Annotated in this window: 17 protein-coding genes and 1 pseudogene; 17 read left to right on the top strand and 1 reads right to left on the bottom strand. The window is 67.2% G+C overall.

Annotation, left to right across the window (positions count from 1 at the left end; all coding sequences use genetic code 11):
- Positions 1–4 precede the first annotated feature (4 nt).
- Positions 5–211 (bottom strand): ChaB family protein, encoded by a 207-nt coding sequence (locus U5A57_RS32075; protein WP_321915698.1) that lies wholly within the window; start codon positions 209–211, stop codon positions 5–7.
- Positions 212–471: 260 nt separating this feature from the next.
- On the opposite strand from U5A57_RS32075, the gene U5A57_RS32070 reads away from it, so the two are divergent.
- From U5A57_RS32070 to U5A57_RS31990, 17 genes and pseudogenes are all read left to right on the top strand, one after another.
- Positions 472–960, top strand: coding sequence for a hypothetical protein (locus U5A57_RS32070; protein ID WP_321915697.1), 489 nt, complete (start codon positions 472–474; stop codon positions 958–960).
- A 45-nt stretch (positions 961–1,005) separates the two neighbouring features.
- Complete coding sequence (locus U5A57_RS32065) at positions 1,006–1,656, top strand: BON domain-containing protein (protein ID WP_321915696.1); 651 nt, start codon at positions 1,006–1,008, stop codon at positions 1,654–1,656.
- 17 nt (positions 1,657–1,673) lie between these two features.
- Positions 1,674–3,140 carry a F0F1 ATP synthase subunit beta gene (gene atpD, locus U5A57_RS32060; RefSeq protein WP_321915695.1) on the top strand — a complete coding sequence of 489 codons (1,467 nt, stop codon included), beginning with the start codon at positions 1,674–1,676 and terminating at the stop codon, positions 3,138–3,140.
- Between the two features lie 10 nt (positions 3,141–3,150).
- Positions 3,151–3,606 carry a F0F1 ATP synthase subunit epsilon gene (locus U5A57_RS32055; protein ID WP_321915694.1) on the top strand — a complete coding sequence of 152 codons (456 nt, stop codon included), beginning with the start codon at positions 3,151–3,153 and terminating at the stop codon, positions 3,604–3,606.
- Positions 3,603–3,908, top strand: a complete 306-nt coding sequence (locus U5A57_RS32050; protein WP_415774292.1) for an AtpZ/AtpI family protein — start codon at positions 3,603–3,605, stop codon at positions 3,906–3,908. The genes U5A57_RS32055 and U5A57_RS32050 overlap by 4 nt, the downstream gene beginning before the upstream one ends.
- The gene (locus tag U5A57_RS32045) at positions 3,901–4,173 is read left to right on the top strand and encodes an ATP synthase subunit I (RefSeq protein WP_321915693.1); all 273 of its coding nucleotides are present in this window, start codon (positions 3,901–3,903) and stop codon (positions 4,171–4,173) included. Before U5A57_RS32050 ends, U5A57_RS32045 begins: the two co-directional genes overlap by 8 nt.
- A complete protein-coding gene (locus U5A57_RS32040; RefSeq protein ID WP_321915730.1) occupies positions 4,173–4,871 on the top strand; it encodes a F0F1 ATP synthase subunit A in 699 nt (232 codons plus the stop codon). Before U5A57_RS32045 ends, U5A57_RS32040 begins: the two co-directional genes overlap by 1 nt.
- Positions 4,868–5,113 (top strand): F0F1 ATP synthase subunit C, encoded by a 246-nt coding sequence (locus U5A57_RS32035; protein WP_321915692.1) that lies wholly within the window; start codon positions 4,868–4,870, stop codon positions 5,111–5,113. Before U5A57_RS32040 ends, U5A57_RS32035 begins: the two co-directional genes overlap by 4 nt.
- A 12-nt stretch (positions 5,114–5,125) precedes the next feature.
- Positions 5,126–5,875, top strand: coding sequence for a F0F1 ATP synthase subunit B (locus tag U5A57_RS32030; RefSeq protein WP_321915691.1), 750 nt, complete (start codon positions 5,126–5,128; stop codon positions 5,873–5,875).
- Positions 5,862–7,385, top strand: coding sequence for a F0F1 ATP synthase subunit alpha (locus U5A57_RS32025; protein WP_415774293.1), 1,524 nt, complete (start codon positions 5,862–5,864; stop codon positions 7,383–7,385). The genes U5A57_RS32030 and U5A57_RS32025 overlap by 14 nt, the downstream gene beginning before the upstream one ends.
- Complete coding sequence (locus U5A57_RS32020; RefSeq protein ID WP_321915689.1) at positions 7,382–8,248, top strand: FoF1 ATP synthase subunit gamma; 867 nt, start codon at positions 7,382–7,384, stop codon at positions 8,246–8,248. The genes U5A57_RS32025 and U5A57_RS32020 overlap by 4 nt, the downstream gene beginning before the upstream one ends.
- 79 nt (positions 8,249–8,327) lie before the next feature.
- Complete coding sequence (locus U5A57_RS32015; RefSeq protein ID WP_321915688.1) at positions 8,328–8,978, top strand: BON domain-containing protein; 651 nt, start codon at positions 8,328–8,330, stop codon at positions 8,976–8,978.
- A gap of 115 nt (positions 8,979–9,093) precedes the next feature.
- Entirely contained in the window at positions 9,094–9,699 is a 606-nt protein-coding gene (locus tag U5A57_RS32010) for an NAD(P)H-dependent oxidoreductase (RefSeq protein ID WP_321915687.1), read from the top strand.
- Positions 9,700–9,736: 37 nt separating this feature from the next.
- Positions 9,737–10,387 (top strand): BON domain-containing protein, encoded by a 651-nt coding sequence (locus U5A57_RS32005; RefSeq protein ID WP_321915729.1) that lies wholly within the window; start codon positions 9,737–9,739, stop codon positions 10,385–10,387.
- Between the two features lie 16 nt (positions 10,388–10,403).
- Positions 10,404–10,634, top strand: coding sequence for a hypothetical protein (locus U5A57_RS32000; RefSeq protein ID WP_321915686.1), 231 nt, complete (start codon positions 10,404–10,406; stop codon positions 10,632–10,634).
- Positions 10,616–10,948 (top strand): annotated as a pseudogene (locus U5A57_RS31995) (CBS domain-containing protein); the annotation flags it as partial. The gene U5A57_RS32000 and the pseudogene U5A57_RS31995, both read left to right, overlap by 19 nt.
- A gap of 172 nt (positions 10,949–11,120) precedes the next feature.
- Positions 11,121–11,645 carry a flavodoxin family protein gene (locus tag U5A57_RS31990; RefSeq protein ID WP_321915685.1) on the top strand — a complete coding sequence of 175 codons (525 nt, stop codon included), beginning with the start codon at positions 11,121–11,123 and terminating at the stop codon, positions 11,643–11,645.
- The last annotated feature ends 5 nt before the right edge of the window (positions 11,646–11,650 follow it).

Below are 11,650 nucleotides of genomic sequence, written 5' to 3'. Positions count from 1 at the left end.
TTGTCTACCGGGATACCCAGTACATCCCGTCGCGGACGTACAGGCGCTTCACGGCCGCCCACGCAATCCGGCGGGCGGCTTCCTCCCGGCGCGGGTCCAGGGCGTGGTCGGCATAGGCGCGATTGAATGCGGCCCGGAAGATGTCCTGGGCATGCAGCGGCAAATGATTGCGTACGCCCAGAGGCAAGTCGCTATTGGTCGGATAAGGCATGGTGGTGAGGCGCGGGTCGCGCGCATGTCAATCGGAGCAATTCAAAGGCTCGCGCGCCCGGGCACGTCTGCTTCTGATTCAAATCAAGAGAAGCCGGATCCTGTCTGCGCACCTGCGCCGCTAACCCGCCCCCAAAAACTTCTGATGCAGGTCAATTGCGCGCGAAGCGCCCCCATTAGATTGGAGGAGGAACCCGGGGCGCCGTGCCATGCCACGAGCGGTAGATCAGGCAACGGTGCTCAATCGACCAGGAGATCGACATGAAAGACACCCCTCAGAGCACGCAGTTTGCGCCAATGTGCATGATGAGCGCGGGCACGCGCATGGTGGAGCTGGGTCTGGAGGAGCTACAGGCCGCGCTGGGGCTGCAGGCGAAGTGCGTGGAGCGCGACCGTGTGGCCGCGCAACGCGCCTGCGAGGCCCTTCTGGATGCCCGCACGTACGAATCGGGGGCGTTCGTGCAGACGTGGCAAACCTTGATGCGCGAGTACTTCGCGGCCAGCACGGCGCTATGCGAGCAAGGTCAGGATCTGACTGCGCGAAGCCAGGCGGCATACGGGGCCTTGATGCGAGAACTAACGGTCGACTTCGAAAAAGCGTGCGTGCGTGCGCAGGCCTCGCATCCGGCAGCCGCCCTGCCGCCGGCGGCCGACTGGATGACGTATCTCGGCCAGTTCGTGGGCTTGCGCCCGAACGGCGAGGCAATACCGGCGAAACCCGCAGGCGGCTCCGCCTCAGCGAGTGCCTGATCATCAGGAGACCGATTCGATAGACGACGCCCGCGCGAGCGCACCATGAAATCCGATACGCAACTGAAGCAGGACGTGCTGGATGAACTGACGTTCGACTCCGCGCTCGACGCATCGCGCATCCGTGCCGAAGTGGCGAACGGCGTCGTGACGCTTATGGGATCGGCTCCGTCGCTTGCCCAGACACATGCCGCCGAACGCGCCGCATGGCGCGTGAGCGGCGTGCGTTCCGTTGTCGCGCGTACACGGGTCGACGTGCCGGTTACCGACCCGCCCGGCGACGAAGAGATCGCGGATATGGCGCGCGCCGTCCTGCACTGGACGGCAGGGGTGCCGCAACGGGCCGTGGAAGTCGAGGCGGTGAATGGTCATCTTTTCTTGCGGGGCGCTGTCGAATGGGAGTGGCAGCGCGAGCTTGCGATCCGCTCGCTCGTGCGCTTGCGTGGCGTGACGGGGATCACGAGCCGTGTGGCGGCGCACCGGCGTATGGACGCCCGCAAGATCAGCGAGCGTATCGGTCGGGCGCTGCTGTACTACGCCGAGGACGAAGCCACTCGCATCCATGTCGAGCTGAGCGACGGCGTGGTGACGCTCAAGGGTACTGTTGCCTCGGAAGCCGAACGTGCCGTGGCGCGCGGTGCGGCGTGGGCACAGCCTGGCGTGAGCGCGGTCATCGACGAACTCGTGCTCGCATGATGCCGCGGAGAAGCCCTGTGCCCAACAACCATCCCTCGAACGAGACTGCGGCATCTGCCCTGCACGCCGTCGGGCGCGTGAGCGCGTTGCGCGGCGCGGTGCTGGACGTCATGTTCGAAGCTGGGCCGCTGCCACCTGTCGAAGACGCGCTGTCGATCATTCGCGACGACGGCACTCGCGTCACCGCGGAAGTGGAGGCGCATCTCGGCGCCACCGTGCTGCGCGCGCTCGCCTTGCAGTCCACGGCGGGGTTGCGCCGCGGCGCGCGCGTCGAAGCGCACGGCGGCCCGCTCGAGGTTCCCGTGGGCGACGCGGTGCTCGGCCGGCTGCTCGACGTGGGCGGCACGGTGCACGACGGCGGCGCGCCGCTCGATGCAGGCGTTTTGCGCCGCCCCATTCACCGCGCGCCGCCGCCGATGGCGGCGCTGCGCGGTTCCACTGAGATCTTCACGACCGGCATCAAGGTGATCGATCTGCTCGCGCCGCTCGCGCAGGGCGGCAAGGCCGCGATGTTCGGCGGCGCGGGCGTCGGCAAGACCGTGCTGTTGATGGAGTTGATACATGCGATGGTCGAGCGCTACCAGGGCATCTCGGTGTTCGCGGGGGTCGGCGAGCGTTCGCGCGAGGGCCACGAGATGCTCTCGGATATGCGCGGATCGGACGTCCTCGAACGTACGGTGCTGGTGTATGGCCAGATGAACGAGCCACCGGGGGCGCGCTGGCGCGTGCCGCTCACGGCGCTCACGATCGCGGAGTACTTTCGCGACGAGAAGCGCCAGAACGTGCTGCTGATGATCGACAACGTGTTTCGCTTCGTGCAGGCGGGGGCGGAGGTGTCGGCGTCGCTCGGGCGCATGCCGTCGCGGGTCGGTTATCAGCCGACGCTCGCGAGCGAAGTGGCCGCGCTGCAGGAGCGCATCGTCTCGGTGGGCGATGCGGCGGTGACGGCCGTTGAGGCTGTCTACGTGCCTGCCGACGATTTCACCGATCCCGCCGTGACGACGATCGCGGCGCACGTGGACAGCATGGTCGTACTCTCGCGCGCCATGGCGGCGGAGGGCATGTATCCGGCCATTGACCCGATCGCGTCGTCGTCGGTACTGCTCGATCCACTCGTGGTGGGCGCGGAGCACGCGGCGGTTGCGATCGAAGTGCGACGGCTCATCGAGCACCATCGCGAACTGCAGGACGTGATCGCGCTGCTCGGTGTCGAGGAACTGGGCGCCGAAGACCGTCTGCTCGTGCAGCGCGCGCGTCGTTTGCAGCGCTTTCTCACGCAGCCGTTCGCGGTCACGGAAGCATTCTCGGGACAGCCGGGCCGCTCGGTCTCGATCGCCGACACGCTGGCGGGCTGCAAGGCAATACTCGCCGGCGAGTGCGACGACTGGCAGGAGCGATCGTTCTTCATGGTCGGCACGCTCGACGAAGCGCGCGAGAAAGAGCGCGTTTCGGCAACAGCGGCAACTGCGCCCGCACTCACATAGGGGCAAGCATATGGCCGCGTTACTCGACCTGACGATCGCCACGCCGCTGGACATGGTGGTCAATCATGCGGCCGCCGGCTCGTTGCGCGCCGAGGACGAGAGCGGCTCGTTCGGCATACGTCCGGCACACGCGGACTTCATCACGATGCTCGTGCCTTCGGTGGTGCGCTGGATTGGGCCGGACGGCACGCGGCGCTACTGCGCAGTTGACGGCGGCCTCTTGACGGTATCCGGCGGACGCACGGTGGCCGTTGCGTGCCGCGAGGCGATCGTCGGCGATTCGCTCGAGCGCCTCGAGCGCGAGGTAGCCCGTGTGCGCGCGGCGCAGGTCGACGCCGAGCGGCGCATGCGCGTGGAGACTGTGCGCCTGCATGCCCAGGCGGTGCGGCAGATGCTGCGTTATCTGCGCGGCCCAGCGATGCCGGACGGACAGGAGATTACAGCGCCGCAGGAGCGAGGGCGATGAGCGATCCGTCAGGGGAGCACAACCACATGGCGCGGGCCGCACGCGACGCCGCGCAGCGCGAGGCGCGTGGCCGCGCGCAACCCGAGCCGTCGCTCGGCAGTCGGCTCGGGCAGATCGGCATTCTCGGCTGGACGATCGTGTTGCCGACGCTGGCGGGGCTCGCGATCGGCCACATGCTCGACCGGTTTTTCGGTACGCGCGTGTTCTTCTCGGCGCCGCTGCTCATGCTTGGCGCGGCGGCGGGTCTTTGGTTCGCATGGAAATGGATGCATCGACAGGAGCGGGGTCACCAGAATGACTGAGCACTCGACGATCTGGGCATGCGCGGCGGCTCTTACCGCGGGAAGTGCGGCCGGGGCGGCGCACTTCGCCGCGCTGCGCTGGAATGCGCGCTATTTTGCGGTGGGCCGCCTGGGTGTTGCGCTCGGCGCACAGGCCGTGCGCTGCGTGCTGACCGCGTTGCTCCTGTTCGCACTCGCGCGCGCGGGCATTCCGGCGCTGCTCACAGGTATGGCCGGCCTGCTGCTCGCTCGCCATGTCGTGCTGCGCCAGGCGGTGCGGACATGATGAAAGCCTCGCCGCTCGCCACCACACCGCTCTGGCACATTGGCGCGCTCTCGATCACGGCGCCGGTCGTGGTCACGTGGGCCATCATGGCCTGCATGGCCGCCGTCGCGGTCCTGCTCACGCGGCGGCTCGCGCTTGCGCCTTCGAAGACGCAGACCGTGCTGGAACTGCTCGTCACGACACTCGACGCCCAGATTCGCGACACGATCGAAGGCGACCCCGCTCCCTACCGCGCGCTGATCGGCACGCTATTCGTGTTCGTGCTGGCGGCGAACTGGTCGTCGCTGTTGCCGGGTATCGAGCCACCGACCGCGCATCTCGAAACCGACGTCGCACTCGCGCTGATCGTGCTTGCAGCGACCGTCTTTCACGGCTTGCGCACGCGCGGGCTGCGCGGCTATCTGGCGACCTTCGCCGAGCCGACGTGGGTCATGATCCCGCTGAACGTCGTCGAGCAACTCACGCGCACCTTTTCGCTCGTCGTGCGCCTCTTCGGCAACGTGATGAGCGGTGTGTTCGTGGTCGGCATCGTGCTCTCGCTCGCGGGGTTGCTCGTGCCCATTCCGCTGATGGCGCTCGACCTCCTCACCGGCGCCGTGCAGGCCTACATATTCGCGGTGCTGGCGATGGTGTTCGTCGGCGCCGCGGCGGCCGGCGAGCGCTCGGGTTCCGGACATCGCGCACAGGAAAAGCCATGAATCTCATCGAAATCGTCAGCATTGCGGCCGCCGCGCTCGCGGTGTCGTTCGGCGCCATTGGCCCCGCGCTTGCCGAAGGCCGCGCCGTTGCCGCCGCCATGGACGCCATCGCTCGGCAGCCCGATTCCGCGGGCACCGTCTCGCGCACGCTGTTCGTCGGCCTCGCGATGATCGAAACCATGGCGATCTACTGCCTCGTGCTGGCGCTTCTGCTGCTGTTCGCCAATCCGTTCGTCAAGTAGCGGGGCAGCACCATGCACATCGACTGGTCGACGCTCGCGCTGCAGACGATCAATGCCCTCGTGCTGGTCTGGCTGCTCGCGCGATTCTTGTTCCGCCCGGTGGCGGATATCGTTGCAGCGCGTCAGAAAGCGGCGCAGGCGCTGCTTGCGGATGCGGAGGCAAACCGCCGGGCAGCGCAGGCCGAGCACGCCGCCGCACGTGACGAAACCACGCGGCTCGCGGCCTCGCGTGACGCGGCGCTTCGGGCCGCGCAAGCGGACGCCGAAACGCACAAGGCGGCCCTGCTCGTGCAGGCGCGGGCCGAAGCCGCGCAACTGCGCGCGCAAGCTGAGAGCGAAATCGAACGCGGGCGCGCTGCGCAGGCGCGCGACATCGAGGACGACGCCGTACGGCTTGCCGTCGAGATTGCGGGCCGTCTTCTCGATCGCATGCCACCGGAGGCGCGCGTGCAGGGCTTCATTGGCGCGACCGCCGAGGCCCTGGCGACACTGTCGCCCGAAACGCGCGCCGAATTTGGCGCCCAGGGCGAGCCGCTTGCGCTGGCTGCGCCGCGCGCGCTGAGCGCCGCCGAACAGCAAGCCTGCGAGGCAGCTTTCGGCGCGGTGCTCGGGCGCGACGTCACGCTGCGCGTGCGCGCTGATCCCACGCTGATTGCCGGGCTCGAACTCACGGGCGCGCACGCGGCGGTGCGCAACCATCTGCGACACGATCTCGACGCCATTCGCGAGACATTGCTGGAGCAGGGTGGTGTGCGCGGCTGAGTCCGGCGCGCGGAACTGGCTAGCGCGAGCGCAAGACGCGCTCGCTCGCGTGCACATCGCGGCCGAGGCGCAGACCAACGGCAGCGTGGCGAGCGTGGCCGACGGCGTTGCACGCGTCGCGGGGCTCGCCGATGTCGCACTCGACGAAACGGTGCGCTTCGCGAGCGGCGCGACAGGCTATGTGCGCACACTCGATGCGGATCTGGCGCATGTGGTGCTGCTCGACGGCGCGACAGGTGTGGAGGCCGGCGAGCGAGTGGAGCGTACCGGCGCCGTGCTTCAGGTGCCGGTGGGCGAGGCGCTGCTCGGGCGCGTGATCGATCCGCTTGGGCGGCCGCTCGACGGCGGCGAGCCGCTCGCCGCCGAGGCGTGGCTGCCGGTGGAACGCCCCGCGCCCGCCATCGTCGAGCGGGCCGCTGTGAGCGAGCCGCTGGAAACCGGCGTGCTGATCGTCGATGCGTTGTTCGCGATCGGGCGCGGTCAGCGCGAGCTTATTATCGGCGACCGAGCCACTGGCAAGACGTCGCTTGCCGTCGACGCGATCGTCAACCAGCGCGCGAGCGACGTGATCTGCGTGTACGTCGCCGTGGGTCAGCGCGCCACGGCCGTGCAGCGCGTGATCGACGCCGTGCGTGCGCGCGGCACGCCGCAGCGGTGCGTGTTCGTGGTGGCACCTTCTTCGGCTTCGCCTGGCATGCAATGGATCGCGCCGTTCGCAGGGTTTTCGGTCGCCGAGTATTTTCGCGACCGTGGCGAGCACGCGTTGGTCGTCATCGACGATCTTTCGAAGCACGCGGCGACACACCGCGAACTGGCGCTGCTCACCGGCGAGCCGCCTGGGCGTGAGGCCTACCCCGGCGACATCTTCTATCTGCATGCAAGGCTGCTGGAGCGTGCGGCGAGATTGAACTCCGAACTGGGCGGCGGCTCGCTCACCGCGCTGCCGATTGCCGAGACCGACGCGGGCAATCTCTCGGCGTACATTCCGACGAACCTGATTTCGATTACCGATGGCCAGCTCGTGATGGATGCGGCGCTGTTCGCGTCGAACCAGCGCCCTGCGGTCAACGTGGGATTGAGCGTGAGCCGCGTGGGCGGCAAGGCGCAAGTGAGCGCACTGCGGCAGGTGGCGGGGCAGCTGAGGATCGACTACGCGCAGTTTCTCGAGCTGGAGGTGTTCGCGCGCTTTGGCGGTCTCACGGACGCGCGTGTGAGTGCGCAGATTGCGCGCGGCGAGCGCATTCGCGCGTTGTTCGCGCAGCCGCGCTTCAACCCGCTTGGCACTGCCGGGCAGGTCGCGCTGCTCGGAGCGCTCGCCGATGGCGAGTTCGATGCGCTGCCCGTGAGCGCCGTTGCAAAGATCCGCGAGCGTCTTGTAGTTGACGATTCGGATGGCGAATCATCCCAAAACGTTGCCGCGTTGCGTGAACGGGTGCGTGAATGCATCGCGGGCATTGCAGGCGACGAAGCAAGCGCGGGCCGAATCGCGCCTGGCGAAGAGGCGATATGAGCGGCAAGCTCGGCGAGGTCGAAGCCCGGATCGGCGCGACCCATCAGCTCGAAGCCGTGGTCGGCGCCATGCGCGGGATTGCCGCGGCGCGCTCGCGCGACGCGCACGCACGGCTCGCCGGTATCCGCGCTTGCGCTGCAGCGGCGGGTGCAGCGATTGGGGACGTCCTTGCGTTTGACCCATCGAGCGCGTTGCCAGGCGCCGCGAACACGGGCGACGGCACCGAGGTGCGCATCGTCATCGGTGCGGAGCAGGGCTTCGTCGGCGGCCTCAACGACCGGATAGCGGATGAAGCCCTGCTCCGCCATCGCGAACGCGTCAGTCACTGGCTGCTGGTCGGCACCCGGCTCGTGAGCGCCTGCGCGGAGCGTGGTCTCGCGCAGGCCTGGTCGGCGCCGATGGCCGCGCATCCGGCAGCCGTTCCCCATCTCGCGGCCCGCGTGTCCGATGCGCTTTACGCCCGGCTTGCCGATGGCGAGCGCGCGACATGCGTCACGCTCACGCACGCACTGCCTGGCGAGTCGCGCGTGCACGTCGTGCAGCGCACACTCATTCCGTTCGATTTCGCGCGCTTTCACGTCACGCCGCGTGCGTTGCCGCCGCTCGTCAACGTGGCGCCCGCGCGGATTCTTGCGAGGCTCGTCGGACTTTATGTGTCGTTCGAACTGTGCGAGGCGCTGATGCTCGCGTTCGCGGCCGAGAACGAGGCACGCGTACGCGCCATGCTTGCTGCGCGCACGAACGTGCAAGCGCGGCTCACCAGCCTTTCGCAACAGTATCGTGCGATGCGTCAGGACGAGATCACCGCGGAAATCGTCGAACTGACCACCGGACGCAAGGCGGCGCGGCGCGCAATGGATTGATCGATATCAGCCGCGCGGCGTCGCGCCGAGCGATGCTTGAGGCGGAGCAACCGGTCGGAAAGCTCGAGAGGAGGTCGCAATGAAATCCGATGAAGCACTGAGAGACGAGGTGGCACGCGAACTCGCGTGGGACCCCGAGGTGGATATCTCGCGCGTCGATGTCAGCGTACAGGACCGTATCGTGACGTTGTCGGGCACGGTGCCCGGTTACGCGCAAAAAATGGCCGTCCGGCGAGCTGTCGAGCGGGTGGCGGGTTGCCGCGCGATCGTCTTCGAGCTTACGGTTGCGCCGCCGCCGAAGCTTCAGCATTCGGATATCGATCTCGCCGAAGCCATCGTGGTCGCACTGCGCTGGCAGGCGGGTCTTGCCGAAAGCCAGGTTCACATAGAGGTGGATCGCGGATGCGTGACGCTCGTGGGCGAAGTGGACTGGGGCTATCAGCGCAATCTGGCCGAGAAGGTCGTTAGCCGAATGCGCGGCGTGATGGGCGTGGTCAACCGGATCTCAGTGCGCAACAGCGACGCCGTGGCCGATGTTGCGGGGCACATCTCGGCGGCGCTCGCGCGCCGCGCACAGCGGGAGTTCGCCGGCATTCATGTCACGGTCGAAGACGGCGTGGCGACGCTCAGCGGCAAGGTGTCTTCGCTGCGCGACCGTCGCGCCGCATGTGGCGCTGCCTGGGCGACGCGTGGCGTGCGGCGCGTAGTGGACGAACTGGTCGTCGAGTGAACTGGAGCGCGCGCGCGGCGATCCTCGCATGGTTGACGTGTGTCAATCGGATGGCGGCGGGCGCGCGCAGGATGAACCTGTTCGTGCTGCGGTTTTTTTAGAAGGAGCTACCGCCATGCAGAAACACCTGATCGTGGTCGCGCACCCGGTGGAAGACAGCTTCACGATGAACGTGACGCGTGACTATGTTGGCGAACTGGTCCGCATTGGCCATGACGTGCGCGTTCATGACCTGTACCGGATGGGGTTCGATCCCGTGCTCTCCGCCGAGGAGCTGACCGAGGGAAGCGATGTGCGGGTTCGCATGGCCGACGTCGTGATCGCGCAGAAAGACGTGCTCGCGGCAGACGTCGTGACGGTCGTCTATCCGCTCTGGTGGATGGCGATGCCCGCGATGATGAAGGGCTATATCGACCGCGTGTTCAGCCGCGGCTTCGCGTACGAGACCCAGCCGGACGGCGTGCACGGCTTGCTGTCGGGACGCCGTGCCGTCGTGGTGACGGTCTCGGCCGCGCCGCTGGCCTCGTTCGTGGCGGACGGCCGGTGGCAGGCGATGCAGCTGTTGCAGGATACGCATGTTTTTCGTGCGTACGGTTTCGACGTGATCGGACACCTGCACTTCGACGAAGTCGGGCCGGCAATGCCTCCCGCTACGGCCTCCGCCAACCTCGCGCGGGTGCGTGAATTTGTGCGCGGGCATTTCGCTTCGGTACCGGCGTAGTGAAACCGCAGCGGCAAGCAATCAGGAGTCGAATGCAATGAAATCAGATATGGAATTGAAGCGTGAAGTCGAGATTGAGATCGCGTGCGATCGGTCTATCCAACCGGCGACGATCGGCGTGGAGGTCTCGAATGGCCTGGTGACGCTGTCGGGCCATCCGGCGAGCTACGCGGCGAAGCTCGCCGCGCAACGGGCGGCCGCCCGGGTTGCGGGTGTGCGCGGCATCGTCGTGGAGATGGAAGTGCGCCTGCCTCGGCACGACGAACGCAGCGATGAAGAGATCGCCGGCACGGCGCGCTCGATCCTCGAATGGACCGTTGGCCTGAACAATCAGGATGTTCAATTGGAGGTCGAAAAGGGTTGTGTCACGTTGCTCGGCGAGTGTGACTGGGGGTACCAGAGCCATGCCGCGCAGCAAGCGATCGCACATTTGCGCGGTGTGAGGGCCGTGAACGACAAAATACGCATCCGCGGCGAAACGTCGGCAGAAGACATCGCACGGGGGATTCGCGCCGCGATCAGTCGGCACGGGGAGCGGGAGGCGAAACATGTCGAGATCAAGATCGATGGCAGTACGGTCACCTTGAGCGGCAAAGTCGCCTCGCACGCGGAGCGCAAGCTCGTCTACGGAGCGGCCAAAGCCACGCCGGGCGTGCATACGATCGTTGACCTCCTGAACGTCGAATGAACGAGGAAACACTCGCATGGAACGCTTCTTCCGCCGATTCGAGCGCCTCGCGTTCGGCGTGGTAACGGCCGCGGCCGTCGTCTGTACCGCCGTTCTTCTGGTCCACCGGTTCGGCGACGCGCTGGTGCGGGACTTCGAGCCCTTGCACGCGACGAGCGCGGACGGCCCGTTCGCGCTCGTGTGTAAAGAGGGGCGTCACGCTGGCTCGTGCGAACAGTTGCTTGCCGTATGGACGGAGGTGCAATGAACGCCGCCACGCTGTGTACACGTGAAGTCGCCACCTGCGACCCGCACACCTCCATCGTCGAAGCCGCGGCGAGAATGCGCGCGCTGCACGCGGGCGATCTGGTCGTCGTGCGAGATGACGGGGGCGTGCGCGTGCCGCTTGGTGTGCTGACCGATCGGGACATCGTGCTGGCGGTGGTGAGCCCTGACGCGGCCGCGGACAAGCTGTACGCCGGCGACGTGATGTCGACGCCTGCGCTGGTCGCCGATGACGGCGACGATATCTGGCTGCTCGCCAGGCGAATGCGCCTTCATGGGGTGCGCCGGTTGCCCGTGGTCGGCGCAGGCGGCGAACTGATCGGCATCGTTTCGCTCGACGATCTGATGCACGCGGCCGCCAGCCTGTTTGACGAGCTGCGCCTCATTTCGGCGCGCCAGCCTCATCTCGAAGTGAAGCGCCGCACGTTGTGCTCGTGGTTTGCATCGGTGAAACATGATGGAGGTCGCCTTGAACGCACCATCTCGCATACTCGTGGTCTTCTATTCGCGCAGCGAGACGACGGCGGAGATTGCCGGGCGGCTCGCTGCCGAACTCGAAGGGGATTACGAACGGCTGTACGAAGTCGAAGTCCGGCGCCGTGCCGGTCCCCTGGGTTTCCTGCTTTCGATCCTCGACGTGGTTCGCAAGCGCCCCGCGCACCTGCAACCGATGAGCCATACGCTCGCCAACTACGACGTCATCCTGGTCGGTACGCCGGTATGGGCGGCGCGCGCTTCAACGCCGGTGGCGACGTGGCTCTCGCTGCACTGGCACCAGATGCGCACGGTGGCGTTCTTTTGCACGATGGGCGGCCGCGGCAGTGAAGAGGCATTCGCGCAGATGGCGCAGCTCGCGCGGCGTGCGCCGATTGCAACCTGTGCGATCTCCACGCGAGACTTGCAGACCGACGCGGCAGTCGAGAAGGTTTCCGGCTTCGTGCTGGCGATCAAGGACGCACTCGCCGCGCACGAGCATGAGGCGGTGCCCAGATGAGCCGT

Origin of the sequence: Paraburkholderia sp. J11-2, from assembly GCF_905220185.1 — a bacterium.
GTDB lineage: Bacteria > Pseudomonadota > Gammaproteobacteria > Burkholderiales > Burkholderiaceae > Paraburkholderia.
The sequence above is the reverse complement of the archived record's forward strand: the minus strand, read 5'-3'. Positions and strand labels throughout refer to the sequence as shown.